Origin of the sequence: Streptomyces sp. NBC_00028, from assembly GCF_045041065.1 — a bacterium.
Taxonomy (GTDB): Bacteria; Actinomycetota; Actinomycetes; order Streptomycetales; family Streptomycetaceae; genus Streptomyces.
In genome coordinates, this window is record NZ_CP108293.1 from 8,429,787 (window position 1) to 8,450,328 (window position 20,542).

Sequence of the window (20,542 nt, forward strand, 5' to 3'; positions counted from 1 at the left end):
CACACGGAAACCACAAGTGAACAACTGACCCCATTCGCACGGGAACCGGCGTTCGAGACAGAGCGCGCGCGTGGGCAGGCGCCGATCAGCGGGAGATCGCCTCGGCCATCAGGCGTAACCCTTCGCGGACGCGCGCGGGGGAGAGATGCGCGTACCCGAGCACCAGCCGCACCTCCGCCGAGTCGCGGGCACGCGCGTGCGCCGGAACTCCCTCGCCACCACCGGCTCCGTCATTGACGCCCGTACGCGCGTGCGCCGGAACTCCCCCGCCGCCACGGACTCCGTCATCGACGCCGACACGCGCGTGCGTGCACGCCGACAGCGGACGTACGGCCACCCCGGCCGCCGTCACGCGCGCGAGGAAGCGCTCCTCGGGCCCGTACCGCTCCGGCAGCGTGGCGATGACATGCAGCCCGGCGGCGATCCCGGACACCTCCGAGCCCGGGAAGTGCTCCTCCAGCGCGGCCACGAGGGCGTCGCGTCGCTCGCGGTAGGCGTGCTGGCAGCGGCGCAGCTGACGGTCGTAGTCGCCGCGCTCCACGAAGCGGGTGAAGGCCGCCTGGTCGAGGGTGGGATGACCGAGGTCCATGGTCCGCTTGCGCTCGATCACCTCGTCGGCGAGGGCCTCCGGCACGAGCAGCCAGCCGAGCCGCAGCCCCGGGGCGAGGGACTTGCTGACCGAGCCCGCGTACGCCACGCGTTCCGGGTCGAGACCCTGGAGCGCGCCGACGGGGGCGCGGTCGTAGCGGAAGTCGCCGTCGTAGTCGTCCTCCAGGAGGAATCCGTCCACCGAGCGTGCCCAGTCGAGGAGTTCGGCCCGGCGCCGCGCGGAGCAGGCGATGCCGGTGGGGTACTGGTGGGCGGGCGTCGTCACGACCGCGCGGACGCCCGACGCCCGCAGGGGTCCGAGGGCGAGCCCTTCGTCGTCCAGCGGGACCGGCACCGGGGTGACGCCCGCCGCAGCGTAGAGGCCGTCGTGCTGGGGGCTGCCGGGGTCCTCGACGCCGACCGTGCGCAACCCGCGCGCGTGGAGCGCGAAGCCGAGCAGTGTCGTCGCCTGGGCCACGCCGGAGACCACCACGATCCGCTCCGGATCGGCGACCACACCCCGGCGGCGCGCGAGGAGTTCGGCGAGCGCGGTCCGCAGCCGGGGCAGCCCGCGCGGGTCGGGATAGCCGAGCTCGTGGTGCGGCAGCTCCGCCAGCACGCCACGCTGCGCCGCCGCCCAGGCCGGCCGCGGGAACAGGGACAGGTCCGGGGTGCCGGGCACGAAGTCGGCCCGGGCACCGGGCGGCCGGGGCGCGAGGTCACGCGCGCGTGGCCGGGCCGCCCGTACGGCACCGCCCACCCAGGTCCCCGCGCCCCGGCCGCTGCGCAGATAACCCTCGGCCGTCAACTGCTCGTACGCCTCGGTGACCAGCCCCCGGGACACCCCGAGGTCCGCCGCCAGATCCCGGCTCGACGGCAACCGCGTGCCGGGCACCAGCCGCCCCGACCGCACCGCCTCCCGCAACGCCGTCTGCAAGGCCCGCCCACGCGCGCGGGCGGGCGCCGAAACCGCCGGAAGCAGCAGCTCCCAGGCGACCGAGCCGGCACCGCCGCCCGAAGCCGACGGCAGGCCTTGTCGTCCTCCTGGTGCCGACTCCGCAGCGCCCACCCCACCCGCCTCCCCGTCACTGCCGATTGGTCCCCGATCGTGCCACGGAAATGGACCTCAATCCGGGCCGCCCCACTGCCTAGCGTCACTCCCATGAACGCCACCACCCGCGGAACGCTGCTCGCAGGGTTCGCCTGTGTCCTCGTCGGAGCGTCCTTCACCGCCAACAGCAAGCTCGGCGACTACCCGTACGCGGGCGGTCAGTTCCTCCGCTACGGACTGGCCTGTCTGCTGCTCCTGCCTCTCGCCGGCCGCGGCGCCCCGGCCCGGCTGAGGGCGCTCGGGCCCCGCGCGTGGGGCCGCCTCGCGCTGCTCGCCGCCGTCGGCATGGTCGGCTTCAACCTGGCCGTCATCGCCGCCGAACGCACTGCCGAGCCCGCCGTTCCGGGCGTCTTCGTGGGCTGCGCGCCCGTCGTGGTGGCCGTCGTCGTCCCGGCGCTCGACGGTCGCCGGCCCCAACGCGTCGTGCTCCACGGGGCGTTGCTCGTCGCCCTGGGGGCCTTCACCGTCCAGGGCTGGGGACGCACGGACGCCACCGGTCTCGCCTTCTCCGTCGGTGCGCTCGCCGGTGAGGTCGGCTTCGCGGTCCTCGCCGTGCCCGTACTGCGCCCCCTGGGCCCACGGCTGCTGTCCGCGACGGTGTGCGGGGTCGCCGCGGCCGAGTCCCTGGCGGCGGGGCTCCTCCTGGACGGCACGGAGTGGCTGCGCCGGCCGGACGGCGCCGAGGCCACCGCGCTGCTGTGGCAGGCGGCGGTCGTCACCGTCGTCGGCTTCGTGTGCTGGTACATGGGGGTGCAGCGGATCGGCGCGGAGCGCGCCACGCTGTTTTCCGGCCTCATCCCGGTCGCCGCCGCCTGCACCGCCCCGCTCGTCGGCACAGGGGCCTACGGCACCGCCCAGGCCGTCGGCAGTGGCCTCGTGGGCGCCGGAGTCGCCCTCGGCTCGGGCGCGTTCCGCAGGAACCGGAGGGCCCCGGCGCCTGCTGTCCGGGAGGCCTCAGCGGCTGCCGTCGAGGATCACCCGCGCCACGAGCGCCGGGTCGTCGTTCATCGGGCAGTGCCCGCAACCGGGCAGCCGCACGAGGCGGGCCTTGGGAATGATCTGCTTGGCGCGGACCCCTTGGCGGCGCAGCAGGATCCGGTCCTTGCTGCCCCAGGCCACGGTGACCGGGATGCCGGGGACGTCGTCCACGAACTGGACGGAGCCGCCCGCGCGGAGGGTGTCGGCGAAGCCCTCCGCGTTCACCAGCGCGAGCGTCTCGGCGACGACGGCCTCGGGTGAACGGCGGCCCGGGCGGGCGTAGATGGTGCTCGTCAGCGCGGTCCGTCCGGCAGCCGACCGCGACAGCCGCTCCACGACGGGCAGCGGCATCCGCTGGGCGATCCCCCGCATCGCGAGCAGCACGGTGAAGGCGTACCGCCGCTCGGCCTCGGACCAGAAGCCCGCGGGAGACAGCGCGGTGACGGACCGTACGAGCTTCTCCCGGCCGAGTTCCAGGGCGAGCAGGCCCCCGAGCGAGTTGCCCGCCACATGCGGCCGGTCCAGTTCCAGCGCCTCACAGAGCGCGCCGAACACAGCGGTCGTGGAGGCCAGGTCGTACGAGAGTCCGTCGGGCAGCCCCGGGGACGCGCCGAAGCCGGGCAGGTCCACGGCGATCACGTCGCGCTCGGTCGCCAGGATGTCCACGACCGGGTCCCAGGCCTGTCGGTGGTGGCCTATGCCGTGCAGCAGCAGGAGCGGTTCGCCGCTGCCCACGCGCGCGTAGTCGACCGTCACCGATCGCGGGCCGTGCGGGGAAGGGACCTTGAACGAGACGGTGCCGGCCATGGGATGTGCTCCTCGTCTGGGACGCGTGGGGGTGTCGGACTCGCTGGCGGACGCTGCGTAGACAGCTTGTCAGCAATTACTACCGGCGGGTAGCCCCTCCGGGGCCGGACTGCCGAATCCGCCTGGACAGCGCGCGGCGGGTCGGCTGGGATGGAGCCGTGACCATCGACACCGTGACCGACGTCTTCGAAGAGCACCGCCCCGTACTGCTGGGAGTCGCCTACCGCATGCTCGGGCGGGTGGCCGACGCGGAGGACGTGGTCCAGGAGGCCTGGCTGCGCTGGTCCGGCGCCGACCGCGCGGACGTGCGCGAACCGCGCGGCTACCTCGTACGGATCACGACCCGCCTGGCCATCGACCGGCTCCGCCAGATCAAGGCGCGCAACGAGGCCTACGTCGGGCCGTGGCTGCCGGAGCCCTACGTCACCGACTTCGGGGACGTCGTCCCGGACACGGCGGAGCGAGCGGTGCTCGCCGACTCCGTCTCGCTCGCCGTCCTCGTCGTGATGGAGTCCCTCTCGCCCCTGGAGCGCGCGGTGTTCGTGCTCAGGGAGGCCTTCGGATACCCGTACGCGAACATCGCCGCCCTCCTCGACCGCGAGGAACCGGCGGTGCGTCAGCTCGCCGGGCGGGCGCGCAGGCACGTCGAGGAGCGACGGCCCCGCTACGAGGTCGACCCCGCCCAGCGCCGTGACTTCACCGAGCGTTTCCTCGCCGCCGCCGCGGAGGGCGACCTGGACGCGCTCATGTCGCTGCTGGCCCCGGACGTCCGCCTCGTCGGCGACAGCGGCGGCAAGTCGAAGGCGCCGGTGCGGATCATCGAGACCGCGGACAAGGTCGGCCGTTTCCTCATCGGCGCCGCGCGCAAGGGCGTTCCGGACATGTCCTTCCGGGCCCTGGAGCTCAACGGCGGTCCGGCGGTCGTGGTCCTGTCCGGCGACGAGGTCGTCACGGTCTTCCAGGTGGACGTCGCGGACGGCCGGATCCAGTCGGTCTACCTGCTGAGCAACCCCGACAAGCTGCAATCGCTTTCCGCCTAGCGGCGCACGGTTCCAAGCCCCCGTCCTGCGCGACGGGGGCTTTGCCGTCATGTCACGAACCACCACCCCGTACGAACGCCTCGTGAACGCTCCACGGCCCGCTCCCTGTGAGTGCCGCGAGGGATCGAGGATTGGTCTTGACCAAGGGTGGGGGCCGCCCTATGGTCGCAGAGAAGTGCAACAACCTTTAATAAACAAGGGCGCTAAAACGCCGCCGGATTACGGCGATTGCGGAGGACAGGGTGGGGACCACGCAGCTGGAATCGGTGCCGGAACCGAAGTACTGGCATCTCAAGACCGTGCTCAGTGAGGCACTGGACTCCGAGTTCTCCGTGGGCGAGATCCTGCCCAACGAGCGGGACCTCGCCGCCCGGTTCGGCGTCGCCCGTGCCACGCTCCGGCAGGCCCTGGAACAGCTCGAACTGGAAGGCCGCCTCCAGCGCCGCCGAGGAGTCGGTACGACGGTCGCGCCGCCGCGCGTGGGGGTCGCGGTCGGCACCGAGCAGCAGGCCTGGCCGGGCACGGCCACCGATGCCTGGCAGCCGGCCGACAGCACGCTGGAGGTCCCGCCGGCCGCCGTCGCCGCCGCGCTGGAATCCGGCCGTGACGACAGCGTGCACATCGTGCGCCGCTCCCGGATGACGCACGGTCAGCCCGTCGCCGCGGAGCTGCTCTACGTCCCGCAGTCGTCGGTGCCCGAGCTGTCCGCCATCGACACCCCGGCGGGGGCGGCACGCGCGCGTGCCGTACTGCGTGAGTTGCAGCGCCTGGAACTGGAGGGACAGGACAGCGCCGTCGAACTCGGCTCGGCCCGCGCGGACGACGCCAAGCAACTGGACCGCCTGCCGGGCGCCCCCGTCCTGGTCGTCACCACCCGCTTCTTCGCCGGTGGCCGCACCGCCGCGCTCTCCGTCGCCACCTACCGCGCCGACACCTGCCGGCTGACGTTCGGCGACTCCGGCGGCGTGGAGATCCACCAGGACCCGGAGCGCCGGGCGTCCTGATCGTCGTGGCATCACATGGCCTGGGCCCCGGAGCAGCTCCGGGGCCCAGGCCATGGCAGGGCCCTCAGCGCCGCGCCGTCACCGTGCCCTCCACCGCGAAGAGCTGCTCCTCCACATGGTCGAGGGCCAGCCGCAGCGCGCCCGTCGCCACCGCCGCCTCGCCGAGCAGCGACAGGGTGACCTTCGGAGGCCGCAGACAGTAACGCGCCAACTCCCGTCGCAGCGGCTCCAGTACGCCGTCGAGGCCGGCCGCCCAGCCGCCGATCACGACCAGTTCGGGGTCGAGGGCCAGGGCGAGGGCCGCCACGTCGTGGACGAGCCGCTGGATGAAGCGTTCGACGGCCGCGCGGGCCCGCTGGTCGCCCTCGCGGGCCTGTGCGAAGACCGCGGCGACGGCCTGCTCGTCGAGCGGATGCAGCGGCTCGTCCGTGGTGGACAGCAGCGTCTCCGGCGTCACCCCGCGGCCCAGCAGATGCAGCGCCCCGATCTCTCCGGCCGCCCCGCCGAACCCCCGGTGCAGCCGCCCGCCGATCAGCGATCCGGCGCCGGGGCTCAGCCCGGCCAGCACGAACACCATGTCGTCGGACTCGGTGGCCGCGCCCTTCCAGTGCTCGGCGACCGCCGCCGCGTTGGCATCGTTCTCCACCAGCACCGGGCACTTGAAGGACCGGCTCAGCCGCTCGCCGAGCCGCAGCCCCGTCCACTCGGGCAGCGCGGCGCACAACCGCACCGTGCCGTCCGCCTCCACGATCCCCGGCGAGGCCACCCCCACCGCCCGCAGCGAGTCCCGGGACACCCCCGCCCGGCGCAGCAGCTCCGCGACCGCCGTACGCAGCCGCTCCAGCCGCTCGTCGGCGGAGGCCGTCTCGGTCACGTCCTTCGCGACGGCGCCGAGCACCCGGCCGTCCAGGTCGGACAGGAGCGCGGCGACCCGGTGCGGCCCGATGTCGAGGCCGAGCAGATGACCGGCCTCGGCCCGGAACCGGAACCTTCGCGCGGGCCGCCCCTGCCGCCGTACGACGCTCTCGTCCGCCGCCTTCTCGACGACGTACCCCGCCTCGATCAGCCCCTCGACCACGCCCTCGACCGTCGGCCGGGACAGGCCCGTCACCCGGGTGATCTCGGTGAGGGTCGCGCAGTCCGTGGCACGCAGCGCGTGCAGCACCACCGCGGAGTTGATCCTTCGCAACAGCGAGGGATCCCCGCCGGTCAGCCGCCCCACGGTCCGTCCTCCCAGCTCGTGCGCATGTTGGCCGGATCGTACTCGTCAGGGCGGAGCCCGGCGAGTGCCGGGATCACAGAGATCGCTTGCCGGCCCCGATCAGCCCGGTGCCACGAACCCCGACTCGTACGCCGCGATCACCGCCTGCGTGCGATCCCGCGCGCCCAGTTTCGCCAGTACGGCGCTGACGTGCGACTTCACCGTCTCGGTGCCGACGACCAGCCGGACGGCGATCTCCGCGTTCGACAGCCCCCGCGCCATCAGCCGGAGCACCTCGGCCTCCCGCTCGGTCAGCTGCGCCCGCTCCATCGCCGCGCGGGCCGCACGATTGCCGCCTTCCTCGCCGTACTCGGCGGCGAGCTGCCGCACCGAAGCCGGGAACAGCAGCGACTCGCCCTCGGCGACCAGCCGTACCGCGTGCACGATCTCGGCCGGCCGGGCCCGCTTCAGCAGGAACCCGTCGGCCCCGGCCCGCAGTGCCTCGTAGACGTACTCGTCGTTCTCGAACGTCGTCACCACGAGGATCTTCGGCGGCTCGGCCACCGTCCGCAGCACCGCGCGCGTGGCCTCGATACCGTCCAGCAGCGGCATCCGCACGTCCATGGCCACCACGTCCGGCCGCAACTGCCGGACCAGCGGAATCACGGCCGCCCCGTCCGCGGCCTCCCCGACCACCTCGATGTCGGGCTGCGCCTCCAGCACGGCCCGCAGACCCGCGCGTACGAGGGGTTCGTCGTCGACGAGGAGAACGGTGACCGGCATCCGGCCAGCGTAGATCAGCGCAGCGGCAGCTCTGCGTGCACCTGCCAGTCACCCCGGTCGGGGCCGGTGTGTGCCCGGCCGCCCAGCAGCGCCGCGCGCTCGCGTATGCCCCGCAGCCCGCTGCCCCGGCCGGGCCCTGCTATGTCGGCGGTGAGCGGATTGCGGACCTCCAGGGCGAGCACCCCGTCGGCCACCGCGACCCGGACCCGGACGGGCACGGCTCCGGCGTGCCGCAGCACATTGGTCAGCGCCTCCTGGAGGATGCGGTAGCCCTCGCGGGAGACCGGCCCGGGGACGGTGTCGAGGGGGCCGGTCATGTCGACGTCGACCTTCGCGCCGGACGCCCGCGCGGACTCCAGCAGACGGTCGGCGTCGGTCAGCGTGGGCCGGGAGCTGACCGGGCGATCCGACTCGCGCAGGATGCCGAGCACGCGCTCCAGGTCCTCCAGGGCGGCCCGGCCGGTCTCCTCGATGGCGTCCAGGGCGCGGTTCGTGAACGCGGGATCGCCCGCCGCGCGCGCGGCGCCCGCCTGGACGACAGCGACGGTCAGGGCGTGACCGATGGAGTCGTGCAGCTCACGGGCGATACGGGTGCGCTCCAGGAGTTGTTCGGTGCGCTCCTCCATGGCCGCGAGCTGGTCGGCCGGGGAAGGCCCGAGGAGGCGGTGGGCGAGTGCGGTGACGAGCTGCCCGGAGCCGACCACGGTGGCCCCCAGGACGGCCAGCGCGGGGGCCACCAGCAGCACGTGCCACCAGTGGTGGCCGTCGAGCACGAGCAGCACGCCCTCGTCGGCGTCGCCGCCGAACGGGGACAGCGCCAAGTCCACGGACGCCAGCAGCAGTTGGAAGGTGAAGAGGGAGGTAGCGCAGCCGAGCAGCAGCCGCGCCTCCAGCCAGAGCACCACCCGCCCCCGGTCGCTCCAGGACGCGGACGGCGCGACGACGATGTCGTTGCTCTCGCTGTCGGGCCGGTGACCGGTCAGCAACAGCCTTGCCTGTAACCCCTCCACGGTGCGCATCGCGGGGACCAGACCGACGGGCGCGAGCACCGCGCCCGCCACCACCCAGGTCCACCATGCCTCCTCGATGAACAGCCACATGGACGGCCACACGACCGCGATGTACAGATGCAGCAGCCGTGTGTATGTCACCGCCCGTCCGAACGGGCGCAGCGAGCGGACCATTCGGTCATCGTGCCAGCCCCCACCGACAACAGGCCTCCCCCGCCCGGGGGAGACGATCTCCACCCGCGGGGGAGGCCCGGGAGCGGCTCCGGCGGCGAGGCTGACGCCATGACCAGCATCGAAGTCCAGGCCCTCACCAAGGAGTACGGCACCCGGCGAGCCGTGGACGACCTCACCTTCACCGTCCTCCCCGGCCGTGTCACCGGCTTCCTCGGCCCCAACGGCGCCGGGAAGTCCACCACCATGCGGCTGGTGCTCGGCCTCGACCGGCCGACCTCCGGCACCGCCACGGTCGGCGGCCGTGCCTACGCGACGCTCCAGGAGCCCCTGCGGCACGTGGGTGCCCTGCTCGACGCGCAGGCCGCCCACGGCTCTCGCACCGGACGCGACCATCTGCGCACCCTGGCCGCGAGCAACCGCATCGCGGACCGGCGGGTGGACGAGGTGCTGGAGGAGACCGGGCTCGCCGCGGTGGCCCGGCGCCGGGTGCGGACGTACTCCCTGGGCATGCGGCAGCGGCTCGGTATCGCGGCCGCCCTGCTCGGTGATCCCGAGGTGGTCATGCTCGACGAGCCCTCCAACGGCCTCGACCCCGAAGGCATCATCTGGATCCGCGCGTTGCTGCGCAGGCTCGCGGGGGAGGGGCGCACGGTCCTGGTCTCCAGCCACCTCATGAACGAGACCGCGTCCTTCGCCGACCACCTCGTGGTGCTGGGCCGCGGCAGGCTCCTCGCCGACACCCCGATGCGGGAGTTCATCCACGCACGCGTGCAGCCGAGCGTACGGATCCGCACCACGGACCCCGCCGCCCTCAGGACGGTCCTCGCCGAGCACGGGCACGACGCCGCCCAACACCACGACGGCCACTGGAGCGTGCGGCACGCTCGCGTGGACGACATCGGGCGTCTCGTCTCCGCGGCGGGCGTCCCGCTCCTCGAACTGGCCGCGGAGGAGGCCACCTTGGAGCAGGCGTATCTGGACCTCACCGCCACCGAGACCGAGTTCACCGCACAGCCCCAGGAGGCCTGAGATGCCGTTCGCACCCGTCCTGCACGCCGAGTGGCTGAAGATCCGCACCCTGCGTTCGCTGCTCGGGGCGCTGCTGGCGCTGTTCGCCGCGACCACGGCGTTCTCCGCGATCGCCGGGGTCTCCGAGACCTCCGACCCCGCGTTCGACCCGCTGTTCATGGCGTTGTCCGGCGTGATGCCCGGTCAGATCGCGGCCATCTCCTTCGGCGCGATGGCCGTGTCCTCGGAGTTCCACGGTGGCGGACTCCGGCTCTCGCTCGCCGCGGTGCCGCGGCGTGGTCGGTGGTTCGCGGCCAAGCTCACCGCCATCGCCGTACCGGCCCTGGTGGTGGGGCTGGTCACCGCCTTCGCGGCCCTCGCCGTCGCCCGCGCCGGCCTCGGAGACGCGGCGCGTGGGCTCAGCGCGGGGGAGCAGGCGCGCGGCGTCGTGGGCTGCGGGATCTACCTCGTGCTGATGGCGCTGTTCGCGGCGGGCCTCGCGGCGCTGCTGCGCAGTGGGGTGGGCGCGCTGTCCCTGCTGATCCCGTTCATCCTGGTCGTGTCCTTCGTGATCGGGGACGTGCCGGGCGGCCTCACCGACTTCCTGCCCGACCGGGCGGGACAGATCGTCCTGTACGAGACGCACGACGGACCGCTCGGGCCGTGGTCCGGCCTCGCGGTGACGGCAGTGTGGACCGCCGCGGCCGTTGCCGCGGGTGCCTGGAGCGTGCGGCGCAGGGACGCCTGACGGCACGCCAGTTGTCAGTGGTACCCGGTTTACTGGATCACATGGACATCGCGAAGGACCTCGCCCTGATCGACCAGTTGTGCGCCCGGGACTTCCCCGCGGCGCACGCTCCCTACCACGCCGCGTGGTTAGGGCCGGGGGACTGGCCGGACGCGCGCGACTGCTACGCCTACGAAGCGGCGCTCGTCGAGCGGTTGACGCAGCGATGGGGAGCGTCGGACCGCTGGGGGACCGTGACGTTGGTGGAGCGCATCGCCCGGGGTGAGGCCATACCCGAACCCTGGGCGATGCTCACCGCCCTGGCCATCGACGTGCGCACGTGGGTCGTGCCCGGCACCGGCCGTCGGCTCACCGTGGCGGTGGCCGACCGGGACGAGGAGAATCAGCCGCGGCTCTGGGCCGGCGTCACGGAGACCGCGCCGCCGTGACCCGTCAGCCCTCCTCGGCCGCCAGCCGCAGCCGCGCGAACTCCTCCGCCATGGTCGCCGCTGTCCAGTGCGCGTTCAGCCCGCTCGGATTCGGCAGCACCCACACGCGCGTGTCCCCGATCATCCGCTCCTGCGGACCCACCTGGGCCTTCTTGTCGTCGAACGCCGCCCGATACGCGGTCACCCCGACCACTGCCAGCCACCGCGGCCGCAACCGCGCCACCTTCAGCGCCAGTTGCCGCCCGCCCTCGCGGTACTCCTCCGCGCTCAGCTCGTCCGCCCGCGCGGTCGCCCGCGCCACGACATTGGTGATGCCGAGCCCGTAGCCCAGCAACTCCTGCTGCTCCGCAGGCTTCAGCAGACGAGGCGTGAAGCCCGACAGATGCAGCACCGGCCAGAAGCGGTTGCCCGGACGGGCGAAGTGATGGCCTGTCGCGGCGGTCATCAGACCGGGGTTGATCCCGCAGAACAGCACGCGGAGACCGTCCGCGACGACATCCGGTACCAGACGGTCGCGGGCGGCCTCCAACTCGGCGGCGGTGAAGCGCGTCAGAGGATGGCTCCGGGGGTGTAACCGGCGGCCTCCGGGTGCTGCTTCACGATCTCCTCGATCCGGCCGACGACCACACCGACCTGGTCGGCCGCGGCGCCCGTGAAGGACAGCTTGTCGGCCATCAGCGCGTCCAGCTGGGCCCGGTCGAGCGGGATGCGCTCGTCGGCGGCCAGCTTGTCGAGCAGCTCGTTGCGCTCGGCACCCTGCTCACGCATCGCGAGCGCGGAGGCCACGGCGTTCTCCTTGATGGCCTCGTGCGCGACCTCACGGCCCACGCCCGCGCGGACCGCGCCCATCAGCACCTTGGTGGTGGCGAGGAAGGGCAGGTAGCGGTCCAGCTCACGGGCCACGACCGCCGGGAAGGCACCGAACTCGTCGAGCACGGTCAGGAACGTCTCCAGCAGACCGTCCAGCGCGAAGAACGCGTCCGGCAGCGCGACCCGGCGCACCACCGAGCAGGACACGTCGCCCTCGTTCCACTGGTCCCCCGCCAGCTCGCCGGTCATCGACGCGTAGCCGCGCAGGATGACCATCAGGCCGTTGACGCGCTCGCAGGACCGGGTGTTCATCTTGTGCGGCATCGCCGAGGAGCCCACCTGGCCCGGCTTGAAGCCCTCGGTCACCAGCTCGTGCCCGGCCATCAGACGGATCGTCTTGGCGAGGGAGGACGGCGCCGCCGCCAGCTGCACCAGCGCGGTGACGACCTCGTAGTCCAGCGAGCGCGGGTAGACCTGGCCGACCGACGTGAACGCCTGCGAGAAGCCCAGGTGCCGCGCGATCCGGTTCTCCAGGTCGGCCAGCTTGGCCGCGTCGCCGCCGAGCAGGTCGAGCATGTCCTGCGCGGTGCCGACCGGGCCCTTGATGCCGCGCAGCGGGTAGCGGCCCAGCAGCTCCTCGACCCGGCCGTAGGCCACGAGCAGCTCGTCGGCGGCGGTCGCGAACCGCTTGCCCAGCGTCGTGGCCTGCGCGGCCACGTTGTGGGAGCGGCCGGCCATGACGAGCTCGGCGTACTCGCCGGACAGCTTGCCGAGCCGCGCCAGCACGGCCACCGTACGGTCGCGCACCAGCTCCAGGGAGAGCCGGATCTGGAGCTGCTCGACGTTCTCGGTGAGGTCGCGCGAGGTCATGCCCTTGTGGACGTGCTCATGCCCGGCGAGGTCGTTGAACTCCTCGATCCGCGCCTTCACATCGTGCCGGGTGACCTTCTCGCGCTCGGCGATGGAGGCCAGGTCGACGGTGTCGAGGACACGCTCGTAGTCGGCGATCGCCGCGTCCGGGACCTCGATGCCGAGGTCCTTCTGGGCCCGCAGCACGGCGAGCCAGAGCTGCCGCTCGAGCTTCACCTTCTGCTCGGGCGACCAGAGCGTGGCGAGCTCGGCGGAGGCGTAGCGTCCGGCGAGGACGTTCGGGATGCGGGGCTTGGCGGGAGCGGAAGTCACGTGTCCAGAGTTTACCCGGCGTCCATGGGGGCTCTGGCCCGTCCATGGAGGTGGGGCGCCGCTGGTCAGAGGCGCCCCGGATACCGTCCGTCGTCCGGTCTGTGAGACGAGTGTGAGACGGACGCTGCTGTCGTCAGGACTCGGCGTCCGTCTCGGCCTCGCCGGCCAGCACGATGCGCCGGACTTGCTGGCGGGTGTAGCCGGTCGCCTCGCTGATGTCCTTCTGCGGGACCTGATCGGCCGTCGCCTGCCTGATCGCTGCCGCCAACTCCTGCCGCAAAATCTCCGTCCGCTGCTCGGAGTCCCGGAACCGCTGCGCGGAGGCCGCCGAGCTGGCCATCAAGGTGATGAAGAAGGCCCGTAAGACGGCCATCACCCTGGTGTGGGTCACCGTCTCTCCGACCGCGGACAGCCTGCCGCGCGACGTCACCCGCAACACCTCCCACCGGGTGGCGTTCGCGGTCGGCGACCACGTGGCGAACGACGGCTTGCTCGGCTCGGGCAAGCACAAGGCCGGCGTCACCGCGACCACCCTGATCCCCGGCGAGGACGTCGGCACGGCCGTGACCGTCGGGTTCAGCGCCAAGCCGTTCGAGGTGGTGCGCGCCCACTACGTGGCCCGCGACCCAGACAAGGGCATCTACGAGGTGACACCGGTCGTCGAGAGGGCGATGACGGTGTACGAGGGCGGTGTCGAGATCCCCGTGACGGCTACGTTCACGCCCGTTGACGAGCTCGCAGACATCCTCGCCGTCCTCGGCGACGATCCCCGTGTCCGCGCCCAGGACGTCCTCTACCGCCTCCAGGACCGCAACGCCGTCCACTACGGCGACTGGACCTTCGGCGACCTCAAGAGCGCCCTGGAGCCGTATGGGGCGGCCCCGTACAAGTCCAACGGCATCCAGGTCGTCGCCCGCGACCGTCCAGGACGCCGTTCTGGAGCGCCTGCGGAGGACGAGGAGGACTTCGACGACGAGTAGGGAGGCGCCCGGGTCTCGGGGAGTTCTCCCTGACCGCCTCCCTGCTGTGCCTCCCTGTACATGACCTGCATAAATGGCCATTCAGGGAGGCCAGGGAGGACGGGGAGGCGCACCCCAGGGAAACGGGAAATGGGCACTTCAGCCTCCCCCGCTGTGCCTCCCTCCCCTGGGCTCCGCATGCGGGCACAGGCTGGCGGACGCACTCTGAAGCCATGGACAGCCGGACCCCGCCCGGCCCTCCGGACGGGCCGCTACAGCCCCAGGGCCACAACGACACAACTCGGCCCGCGCGCTCCTGGCGCAGCGTCCTCACTCATGCGGGCGCGGCACTCCTCGGTCTCCTCCTCGGGGTGCTGATCGGTCTCACGGGCAATCTCAACGCCGACAAGGCCGCGCCTTCGGCAGCGACCGGCACGGAGATGGCCATCGCTAGCGACCAGCCTTCAGCCGACAAGGTCCCATCGGACGGGATCCCCGGTGATGGCACGTACGTCGTCGGTAGCGACATCAAGCCCGGCACCTACCGCAGCGACGGCCCGCAAGGCGGTCAGACCACCAGCTGCTACTGGGCCCGGCTCTCCGGTACCTCCGGTGAGGCAAAGGACATCATCGCCAACGAAGGCACCAGCGGCCAGACGACCGTGACGATCGCCGCCACCGACAAGGCGTTCACAACCATGGGCTGCAAACCGTGGAAGAAGATCGGTTAGCGCTTCCGTTCCCTGCAAAGGCAGACCAGCGCACAAAGCCAGGCGCCGGGGGCGATGTGCGCGCAGCCTAACGTCCGGGCTTCCAATCGGTATCCAGAATTGCGGCATGCACGGCTGCCACGATCATCGTGATGGCGAGTACGCCGCCCATCCAGTTCTTCGGATTGCCGAGCAACGAGCCCAGGAATGCCGCGCCGTAGATGATGACCGCGTAGGCCGCAGGCACCAGCATGGTGACGACACGCTTCTTCGCCGCCACGAAGAACAGCGGCGGTGCGAGCAGGCCAGCGGACAGCACCACTACGAGGACCCAGATCACCTTGTGCTGCGTCGAGTTGTACATGTGGGCGCGGATGGGCGCGTTGACGTACGGGTTGCTCATGATCCCCCCTCGGATCAGCCAGAGCAGACAGTGTGACGCGCACCACAGGACGTCGGCAGCAACTTCGGGAAACTGCTCGACGCAGTCTCAGTGCTCCCACGTGTCCGGACCGCCGCCGCGCCACTCGATCCAGCCCGCGCCCGCGACGTCGAGCTCGTCGACACCTTGCAGGCCGGCCGTCTCCAGGAACGCCACCACGTCCCGCAGCCGGAACGCCCGGCCGAGGATGGTCCCGTCGACACGGACACGACGGCCGCCTTCTTCGTCGGGCGGGTACACGATCACAGCGGGCATGAGGCCAGAGTGACGCACGGCACCGACAGCGGGACCCCGGGACGGCCGCGCGCCACGATCACAAGCTCCGGTTGCAGCACCCGGCCCTGCCTCTACTGGCCGTGAGCGATCCCGATCGCCTCGTACAGGAACGCCTTCCGCTCCTCCTCCATCGTCCGCAGTCCCTCGCTCACGTCCACCGCGAAGTACTCCCCGAAGACGCGGACGACGGTCTCGACTGCCCCCATAGAGATCATCACAGCGGCCATCACCGTGGCCGCCTCCCCGACGAGACCTTCCCCGCCCGCCAAGTCCTTGGCCTTGCCGATCATCCACGGCCGGTTGTGCGCCGCCCCCGAAGTCAGCCTGTAGGGCGCCGGCAGCCAGACGGGCATGGCCTTGGCGACTCGCTCAGTGATGTTGATGTCCAAGGGCGCGGACTCGCTGCCAAAGCTGTAGCCGCCCAGCTTCCCCTTGGCGTTGTGCCGCTCCACCGCCTGACACCTCCGCAGGGCATTCTCGACGTAGGCCAGCATCTGGCCCGCTTCAGCCGGCTCATGCCCGTGTGCTTCGCCCTGCTTCTGTGCGTAGACGGCATCCGTCCTCCACATGCCGGCCACACGAGCCAGACGCCGGTTCAGGGGGATCGCAGGGTCGAGGAGGTACTCGGAGAAGACCACTCCCTCCATGGCCACGCGGCTGAGCGTCAGCGGCGACCAGACAGGGGGCGGCTGCATGAGGAGGTCGTGCTCCAGCGCCCGAACGTGGTCAAGCGCGTTGTCCTTCGTCAGCTCTGCAGTTTCCAGCAGCAGAGCATGCAGGTTGTGTCGCTCGCCGCGGAGCGGCTCACTGAGCTGATTGAGCTCAGCATTCTCCTTGCGGAACAGCGAGTCGGTGATCTGCGCGAAAGCTTCCGGGTCCACCACCCTCAGACATTCGTCAGCGAGTTCACGGAACCGCTTGAGGATTGCGGCGGCCGCCGTAGCGAGTTCCGGCGTGATCGGGACGGTGAAGAGGCGTACAGCCTCACCCTCGGGTATGACGTCGTTCATGTACGAAACGGTAGGCGTCCGCCTTGTGCCGCGTCGTGCCGATTTATGAGGTCCACACGGCGGAGCGGTGAGCCAAGGAGGTTGTCAGTGAGGCCACTTAGCCTGATGGGATGACCATCAGAGGCGCCCTCACTGTCGAACTGTCCGGACCGTACGAAGCTCGCACAGCACTCCTCGATGCCTTCGCCGCAGAGTCCATCGCTGCCCGGTACATCACCCCCCAAGCTGTGGGCCCTGACGAGGAAGGGAAAGGCTGGGTGCGCGCCGAGTTCCATGAGGGCACCGACAGTCCCAGCGCGGACTTCGGACAGGACTGTCTCAGCAGGTGCACGTCCATCGGCCAGCAGTTCGGCTACGTGCTGCGCAGCCACGGGGTCGTCATTGGCGGCGCAGCCCAGATGCGGCACATCGTCGATACCCGGACGGGGGAGCTCGTCATCAAGGGTTTCAACGTGGGCCCGGAGTTCCTGGCCATCATCTCGGAAGAGACGGGCATCCCCGTGAAGTACCTCGACGTGCGGGAGCCGCCGGGTATGTGGGATGTACCCGAGGCCTGACGTCGTCGAGGTAGAGCGCCCTACCCCGAGAACGAGGTGACCGCCTAGAACAGTGAGGCGCTAGGCGCCACCACGAGACGTGTGCCAAGAGCGTGCCATCTACCGGGTAAATCCGCATGTCAAGGCCAACACACCGCATCATCTGTGCGGTTGGAGGTCACTCTCTCGGGGTCACAGCACGGACACACCACTCACGCGCCGTCTTCACGCGGCGCATGATGCCCTCTCTGACCCGCACGACCCTGGGGGGACCATGCGCACCCGCACCACCACCACCGTCACGGCTGCCCTGCTGCTCGCCACCCTCGTCAGCTGCTCATCGGGCACCTCGAAGAAGCCGACCGTGGCCAAAGCCTCTGACACCGCGTCGGCCAGCAGCTCGCCGAGTCCGTCACCGTCGCCCAGCTCCAAGACGTACAAGCTCGGCGACACCGTCGACATCAGCTCCGAATACGACTTCTCAGCCGTCGTACTCGCCTTCAAGGACGACGGGATCTCCGGCGGCCCTGGTCTGCTGTCCGCTGGCCAGAAGTGGGCCGTGGCGGAGGTGAAGGTGTGCAACAAGGACACGGAGCCGTTCGGTGTGAGCCCGTTCGTGTGGACACTCGCCTATGAGGACGGGGCCCGCGTCGAGCCGACGCACATCAGCGGGAGTGAGTTGCCGCAGCCGCTGTACCCGCTGGAGGCGAAGGTGCGCGGTGGTGACTGCGTGCGGGGCAACGTCACTTTCCAGGTGCCGGAGCAGGGGCGGGCAAAGCGGGTGCTGTACAGCCCTGGGGACTTGGATGAGCCGGTGGAGTGGGCGGTCCCGAAGGCGTAGCCCGAGCCCTCAGCGCGGCCGCATGGTCCGCTGCACCCGGCTGATCACGTTCTGCGCGTCGGCCCCGTAGACCGCGGACTCCCCCAGGGTGTGCCACACCTTCGAGTAGGTGGCCACGCTGTCGGCGTCGTCCAGCCAGACCTCCGCATGCCAGTCCTCGGCGATCACGAGCCGGTCGTCGAGGATCCAGAATCCGTTCGCCGCCGGGATCTTCAGCGACGCCCCGAGCGGGACGACGCCCAACTCCACCGTGTCCATCCCGACCAGGCCCGCGAGCCGGTCGAGCTGCGAGGCGAGGACCGACGGCGAGCAGATCAGGGCATGGAGCGCCGCCTCCCACACCAGCGCGTGGAACGTGTGGCCGCCCTGATGCAGCCACTGCTGGCGCAGGATGCGGGTACGGACGGCTTCCTCGGTGTCCCTCACGGAGCCATAGAGGTCGGCGTAGCGCAGGAACATCGCGCGGGCGTAGTCGGCGGTCTGGAGCATGCCGGGGATGACGGACTCTTCCCAGGCGTAGATGGTGCGGGAGCGGTCGACCTCGAGGTTCCACACGTCCTGCACGGGGCGGTGGCCGGCGGCAAGCTGGCGACGCCAGGACCGGATGTGGGACTCGAACCCCTTCAGGCGGGCGTCGAGTTCGGCGAAGACGTCGGGCTGCCCGACAGCCTCGGCCCACGCCCGCAGGTCGTCCGAGGTGGCGGTCTGGCGGCCGTTCTCCAGCTTGTAGACCTTCGAGTGGGGCCAGCCGAGGCGGGCGGCGAGTCGGGGGCCGGTGAGCCGTCCTGCGGGCCCGGTCAGTCTCAGGTCGCGAAGGCGCGCGCCGAGGGCTTCCCGGGCCTGCTGGTAGTCCGTGCTCACCGGCGGCTCGTCAGGTCGTGCGCAGGCTGGCGGCGAACTCACCGCACGGGATGGCCCCGTGCGTGGCGATGTCCCGCAGTTGGCAGTAGCGCAGCACCTTCGCGGGCTCGGTGATGATCTCGACGTCGTGGAATACGTCCTCGTCGTCGAAGTTGAGGTGGGCGACGATCCGGCTGTCGAAGATCCAGAAGTCCTCGGCGGGCAGCAGACGCGCCTCGGCTTGGCTGCGGGGCAGGACGCGGATGTCCTCGCCGGCCGCGGTGTTGCGCGGGGAGTCGGCGAGGAGGAACAGCTGGCCTTCGGTGGACGGCTGGTCGACGATCCGGACGCGGCCGATGGTCTTCCCGGCGAGGACTTGGCGGCGGATGTTCTGGGACCAGTCGTCGTCTTAGTCCAGGGTGATGGCGCCTGTCTCGACGAACTCGGAGTACGTGGAGTCCTCGCGGTCCGAGGCGTAGCCGCGGCGGGTCTCCAGCCGCCAGGCAGTGTGCTCGAAGGTGTGGAAGAGCTGGCCGAACTCGTCGAGGTCGATGATGTCCGGCACGCGGTGCAGCTCCTTGGGGCCGTGGTTCACGAGCAGTTCGGCCGGGAGGACGACTGCCACGTCGTCGGGTCCGAGGTGTTTGAGGCGGGCGAGATCGTCGGGGTCGGTGACCGGCGGTCCCTGGACGATGATTTCGCCGGTTTCGGTGTCGGTGTGGAGTCTGGGCAGCCGCCGTTCTTGCTGTCCGTGCCGGTGAAGATGAGCCGTCGTGTCACGGTGCCTCCCTCGGTGCGGGACTCGTCGCCATCAGCATCGCCACAGCAGCCGTGTGGAACTACGGTCGCCGAGCGGCCGTTTGCGACCAAGCGAGAACATCTCAGCAGACGACGAGAACATTCGAGAACATTGCCTGGAGGCTGTCAACAGGCGCTCCCTACCGTCCCGTTCATGACCTCTGCACTCGAACTGCAAGACGCGGCCAGCGTCGACCCGTTCACGGCGGTGGAGTCCCTGCGCGCCGCGCTCGACCGTGCCGGCATCGTCTTTCCGTCGCTCGCCGTCGACCCTCAAGGCACCCCTCGGGTTCGCCTCGTCGAACTCGGCCGCGTCCGCCCGGACGTCGCCATGCGCCTGGCCGACGCCCTTCAACGGGGGCAGGCAGCATGAGCGGCACCAGGGGGAACGCGTCCGTCGCGTCAACAGCCGCGACCTGCCCGGAGGATCGGGATCCCCTGGACATCGACACGATGCGCGCGGCCGTGGACCGGCTCCTCGACCCCGACGCCGTACCCGAGACGCTCCCGCCGGACCCCGCCGAGATCGAGATCCTCACCCTCCAGCTGCGCGGACACCTCGAACTCCTCCTCCCCGAGGTCGAGGACACGGCGAAGCGCCTCCCGCGATCGAGCATCCCCCGGTACTGCGCCCTCGCGTGCGCCGGCGAGGCCCGCGAGAGACTCCGTACCGGACCGAGCTCTCGGTTCGGCGGCCCCACCGGGCACGCACGGCGCCTCGCCCGCACCCTCAACGCCCTGCTCGACCACTGGGAAGCCCTCACGGGGGGCGCGCCATGACCGCGCCCCCGCCCGTGTGCCGCCACTGCGACGAGCCGATCACCGACCCGGACGAGGCCATCTACATCGGACACGAGCCGGGCAACTCCGGCCCCGGCTGGGACATCTGGGCACACCGCGCGCAGGCCGATCTGCTCCGCCCCGACCCCGTCGCCATCCACGCGCTTGCCCGCGTCCTGATCGCACGAGCCCTGCGCTCCGATGCTTGATCTCCCGCCCGCCCTCTCAGCACCCCAGGCGTTACGAGAGGGCGGGCGGGTTCCGATGCGGCACCATCACCATCATGACGTTCACCGTGCACGACACCGTCCGCGCCCGGACCGCCGCCCTCCTCGCTGCTACGCCCCATCCCCTCACCGCCGCGTACATGGCCGACCACCTCGGAACCACTACGACCCAAGTTGGCCGAGCCCTGCGGCAGCTCGAAGCCGGGGGCCTGGCCATGCGGCAGAACGGACGCGGCGCGCTGCCCGGAGGG

24 protein-coding genes and 2 pseudogenes are annotated in these 20,542 nt (G+C 71.3%); 13 read left to right on the plus strand and 13 right to left on the minus strand.

What is annotated here, in order from left to right; all coding sequences use genetic code 11:
• Positions 1 to 85: 85 nt before the first annotated feature.
• Entirely contained in the window at positions 86 to 1,618 is a 1,533-nt protein-coding gene (locus OG885_RS38045) for a PLP-dependent aminotransferase family protein (RefSeq protein WP_405743066.1), read from the minus strand.
• A 132-nt stretch (positions 1,619 to 1,750) separates the two neighbouring features.
• Here OG885_RS38045 and OG885_RS38050 point away from each other — a divergent pair.
• Positions 1,751 to 2,584, plus strand: a pseudogene (locus OG885_RS38050) (EamA family transporter); the annotation flags it as partial.
• 69 nt (positions 2,585 to 2,653) lie between these two features.
• Here OG885_RS38050 and OG885_RS38055 read toward each other — a convergent pair.
• Positions 2,654 to 3,484: an alpha/beta fold hydrolase gene (locus OG885_RS38055; RefSeq protein ID WP_405739788.1), complete on the minus strand. Its 831-nt coding sequence runs from the start codon at positions 3,482 to 3,484 to the stop codon at positions 2,654 to 2,656.
• 158 nt (positions 3,485 to 3,642) lie between these two features.
• Here OG885_RS38055 and OG885_RS38060 point away from each other — a divergent pair, with 158 nt between their 5' ends.
• Positions 3,643 to 4,524, plus strand: a complete 882-nt coding sequence (locus tag OG885_RS38060; RefSeq protein ID WP_405739790.1) for an RNA polymerase sigma-70 factor — start codon at positions 3,643 to 3,645, stop codon at positions 4,522 to 4,524.
• Between the two features lie 242 nt (positions 4,525 to 4,766).
• On the plus strand, positions 4,767 to 5,528 hold the full coding sequence (locus OG885_RS38065; protein WP_405739793.1) for a GntR family transcriptional regulator: 762 nt from the start codon (positions 4,767 to 4,769) through the stop codon (positions 5,526 to 5,528).
• 64 nt (positions 5,529 to 5,592) lie between these two features.
• Here OG885_RS38065 and OG885_RS38070 read toward each other — a convergent pair whose 3' ends face one another.
• The 3 genes from OG885_RS38070 to OG885_RS38080 form a co-directional block, all read right to left on the minus strand.
• Complete coding sequence (locus OG885_RS38070) at positions 5,593 to 6,750, minus strand: ROK family protein (RefSeq protein WP_405739795.1); 1,158 nt, start codon at positions 6,748 to 6,750, stop codon at positions 5,593 to 5,595.
• Positions 6,751 to 6,849: 99 nt separating this feature from the next.
• Positions 6,850 to 7,512: a response regulator gene (locus OG885_RS38075; protein ID WP_405739798.1), complete on the minus strand. Its 663-nt coding sequence runs from the start codon at positions 7,510 to 7,512 to the stop codon at positions 6,850 to 6,852.
• A 14-nt stretch (positions 7,513 to 7,526) separates the two neighbouring features.
• The gene (locus OG885_RS38080) at positions 7,527 to 8,696 is read right to left on the minus strand and encodes a histidine kinase (RefSeq protein WP_405739801.1); all 1,170 of its coding nucleotides are present in this window, start codon (positions 8,694 to 8,696) and stop codon (positions 7,527 to 7,529) included.
• 108 nt (positions 8,697 to 8,804) lie between these two features.
• Here OG885_RS38080 and OG885_RS38085 point away from each other — a divergent pair, with 108 nt between their 5' ends.
• From OG885_RS38085 to OG885_RS38095, 3 genes are read left to right on the plus strand one after another with little or no spacing between them, the layout of a single operon-like run.
• Positions 8,805 to 9,725: an ABC transporter ATP-binding protein gene (locus OG885_RS38085; RefSeq protein ID WP_405739803.1), complete on the plus strand. Its 921-nt coding sequence runs from the start codon at positions 8,805 to 8,807 to the stop codon at positions 9,723 to 9,725.
• Position 9,726: 1 nt separating this feature from the next.
• The gene (locus OG885_RS38090) at positions 9,727 to 10,452 is read left to right on the plus strand and encodes an ABC transporter permease (protein ID WP_405739806.1); all 726 of its coding nucleotides are present in this window, start codon (positions 9,727 to 9,729) and stop codon (positions 10,450 to 10,452) included.
• A gap of 41 nt (positions 10,453 to 10,493) precedes the next feature.
• On the plus strand, positions 10,494 to 10,880 hold the full coding sequence (locus OG885_RS38095; RefSeq protein WP_405739808.1) for a hypothetical protein: 387 nt from the start codon (positions 10,494 to 10,496) through the stop codon (positions 10,878 to 10,880).
• A 4-nt stretch (positions 10,881 to 10,884) separates the two neighbouring features.
• Here OG885_RS38095 and mug read toward each other — a convergent pair whose 3' ends face one another.
• From mug to OG885_RS38110, 3 genes are all read right to left on the minus strand, one after another.
• Positions 10,885 to 11,433: a G/U mismatch-specific DNA glycosylase gene (gene mug / locus OG885_RS38100; protein ID WP_405743068.1), complete on the minus strand. Its 549-nt coding sequence runs from the start codon at positions 11,431 to 11,433 to the stop codon at positions 10,885 to 10,887.
• On the minus strand, positions 11,430 to 12,872 hold the full coding sequence (purB, locus tag OG885_RS38105; protein WP_405739810.1) for an adenylosuccinate lyase: 1,443 nt from the start codon (positions 12,870 to 12,872) through the stop codon (positions 11,430 to 11,432). Before purB ends, mug begins: the two co-directional genes overlap by 4 nt.
• A 133-nt stretch (positions 12,873 to 13,005) precedes the next feature.
• A complete protein-coding gene (locus tag OG885_RS38110) occupies positions 13,006 to 13,212 on the minus strand; it encodes a hypothetical protein (protein WP_405739813.1) in 207 nt (68 codons plus the stop codon).
• Positions 13,213 to 13,219: 7 nt separating this feature from the next.
• Here OG885_RS38110 and OG885_RS38115 point away from each other — a divergent pair, with 7 nt between their 5' ends.
• Together OG885_RS38115 and OG885_RS38120 are read left to right on the plus strand one after the other, a co-directional pair.
• A complete protein-coding gene (locus OG885_RS38115; RefSeq protein ID WP_405739816.1) occupies positions 13,220 to 13,852 on the plus strand; it encodes a hypothetical protein in 633 nt (210 codons plus the stop codon).
• A 212-nt stretch (positions 13,853 to 14,064) separates the two neighbouring features.
• Complete coding sequence (locus OG885_RS38120; protein WP_405739819.1) at positions 14,065 to 14,562, plus strand: hypothetical protein; 498 nt, start codon at positions 14,065 to 14,067, stop codon at positions 14,560 to 14,562.
• Between the two features lie 67 nt (positions 14,563 to 14,629).
• Here the strand turns inward: OG885_RS38120 and OG885_RS38125 are convergent, their stop codons facing one another.
• From OG885_RS38125 to OG885_RS38135, 3 genes are all read right to left on the minus strand, one after another.
• The gene (locus OG885_RS38125) at positions 14,630 to 14,944 is read right to left on the minus strand and encodes a hypothetical protein (RefSeq protein ID WP_405739822.1); all 315 of its coding nucleotides are present in this window, start codon (positions 14,942 to 14,944) and stop codon (positions 14,630 to 14,632) included.
• 87 nt (positions 14,945 to 15,031) lie between these two features.
• Complete coding sequence (locus OG885_RS38130) at positions 15,032 to 15,238, minus strand: hypothetical protein (protein WP_405739824.1); 207 nt, start codon at positions 15,236 to 15,238, stop codon at positions 15,032 to 15,034.
• Between the two features lie 92 nt (positions 15,239 to 15,330).
• A complete protein-coding gene (locus OG885_RS38135; protein ID WP_405739827.1) occupies positions 15,331 to 16,269 on the minus strand; it encodes a hypothetical protein in 939 nt (312 codons plus the stop codon).
• Positions 16,270 to 16,379: 110 nt separating this feature from the next.
• On the opposite strand from OG885_RS38135, the gene OG885_RS38140 reads away from it, so the two are divergent.
• The gene (locus OG885_RS38140) at positions 16,380 to 16,826 is read left to right on the plus strand and encodes a hypothetical protein (RefSeq protein ID WP_405739829.1); all 447 of its coding nucleotides are present in this window, start codon (positions 16,380 to 16,382) and stop codon (positions 16,824 to 16,826) included.
• A gap of 253 nt (positions 16,827 to 17,079) precedes the next feature.
• A complete protein-coding gene (locus tag OG885_RS38145) occupies positions 17,080 to 17,646 on the plus strand; it encodes a DUF4352 domain-containing protein (protein WP_405739831.1) in 567 nt (188 codons plus the stop codon).
• 9 nt (positions 17,647 to 17,655) lie between these two features.
• On the opposite strand, the gene OG885_RS38150 is transcribed toward OG885_RS38145, so the two are convergent.
• Positions 17,656 to 18,507 (minus strand): helix-turn-helix domain-containing protein, encoded by an 852-nt coding sequence (locus tag OG885_RS38150; protein ID WP_405739834.1) that lies wholly within the window; start codon positions 18,505 to 18,507, stop codon positions 17,656 to 17,658.
• A gap of 10 nt (positions 18,508 to 18,517) precedes the next feature.
• Positions 18,518 to 19,266: pseudogene (locus tag OG885_RS38155) on the minus strand (DUF6879 family protein).
• Between the two features lie 172 nt (positions 19,267 to 19,438).
• Here OG885_RS38155 and OG885_RS38160 point away from each other — a divergent pair.
• From OG885_RS38160 to OG885_RS38170, 3 genes are read left to right on the plus strand one after another with little or no spacing between them, the layout of a single operon-like run.
• Positions 19,439 to 19,657 carry a hypothetical protein gene (locus OG885_RS38160; RefSeq protein WP_405739837.1) on the plus strand — a complete coding sequence of 73 codons (219 nt, stop codon included), beginning with the start codon at positions 19,439 to 19,441 and terminating at the stop codon, positions 19,655 to 19,657.
• A complete protein-coding gene (locus tag OG885_RS38165) occupies positions 19,654 to 20,064 on the plus strand; it encodes a DUF6415 family natural product biosynthesis protein (RefSeq protein ID WP_405739840.1) in 411 nt (136 codons plus the stop codon). The genes OG885_RS38160 and OG885_RS38165 overlap by 4 nt, the downstream gene beginning before the upstream one ends.
• A complete protein-coding gene (locus tag OG885_RS38170; protein ID WP_405739843.1) occupies positions 20,061 to 20,273 on the plus strand; it encodes a hypothetical protein in 213 nt (70 codons plus the stop codon). Before OG885_RS38165 ends, OG885_RS38170 begins: the two co-directional genes overlap by 4 nt.
• Positions 20,274 to 20,542 lie beyond the last annotated feature (269 nt).

Coding starts and splice junctions, on each gene's coding strand:
- OG885_RS38165 (WP_405739840.1), top strand. CDS start 19,654: ATGAGCGGCACCAGGGGGAACGCGTCCGTCGCGTCAACAGCCGCGACC.
- OG885_RS38055 (WP_405739788.1), bottom strand. CDS start 3,484: ATGGCCGGCACCGTCTCGTTCAAGGTCCCTTCCCCGCACGGCCCGCGA.
- OG885_RS38075 (WP_405739798.1), bottom strand. CDS start 7,512: ATGCCGGTCACCGTTCTCCTCGTCGACGACGAACCCCTCGTACGCGCG.
- OG885_RS38090 (WP_405739806.1), top strand. CDS start 9,727: ATGCCGTTCGCACCCGTCCTGCACGCCGAGTGGCTGAAGATCCGCACC.
- OG885_RS38140 (WP_405739829.1), top strand. CDS start 16,380: ATGACCATCAGAGGCGCCCTCACTGTCGAACTGTCCGGACCGTACGAA.
- OG885_RS38115 (WP_405739816.1), top strand. CDS start 13,220: ATGAAGAAGGCCCGTAAGACGGCCATCACCCTGGTGTGGGTCACCGTC.
- OG885_RS38160 (WP_405739837.1), top strand. CDS start 19,439: ATGACCTCTGCACTCGAACTGCAAGACGCGGCCAGCGTCGACCCGTTC.
- OG885_RS38170 (WP_405739843.1), top strand. CDS start 20,061: ATGACCGCGCCCCCGCCCGTGTGCCGCCACTGCGACGAGCCGATCACC.
- OG885_RS38130 (WP_405739824.1), bottom strand. CDS start 15,238: ATGCCCGCTGTGATCGTGTACCCGCCCGACGAAGAAGGCGGCCGTCGT.
- OG885_RS38135 (WP_405739827.1), bottom strand. CDS start 16,269: ATGAACGACGTCATACCCGAGGGTGAGGCTGTACGCCTCTTCACCGTC.
- OG885_RS38145 (WP_405739831.1), top strand. CDS start 17,080: ATGCGCACCCGCACCACCACCACCGTCACGGCTGCCCTGCTGCTCGCC.
- OG885_RS38110 (WP_405739813.1), bottom strand. CDS start 13,212: ATGGCCAGCTCGGCGGCCTCCGCGCAGCGGTTCCGGGACTCCGAGCAG.
- OG885_RS38085 (WP_405739803.1), top strand. CDS start 8,805: ATGACCAGCATCGAAGTCCAGGCCCTCACCAAGGAGTACGGCACCCGG.
- OG885_RS38120 (WP_405739819.1), top strand. CDS start 14,065: ATGGACAGCCGGACCCCGCCCGGCCCTCCGGACGGGCCGCTACAGCCC.
- OG885_RS38080 (WP_405739801.1), bottom strand. CDS start 8,696: ATGGTCCGCTCGCTGCGCCCGTTCGGACGGGCGGTGACATACACACGG.
- OG885_RS38125 (WP_405739822.1), bottom strand. CDS start 14,944: ATGAGCAACCCGTACGTCAACGCGCCCATCCGCGCCCACATGTACAAC.
- OG885_RS38095 (WP_405739808.1), top strand. CDS start 10,494: ATGGACATCGCGAAGGACCTCGCCCTGATCGACCAGTTGTGCGCCCGG.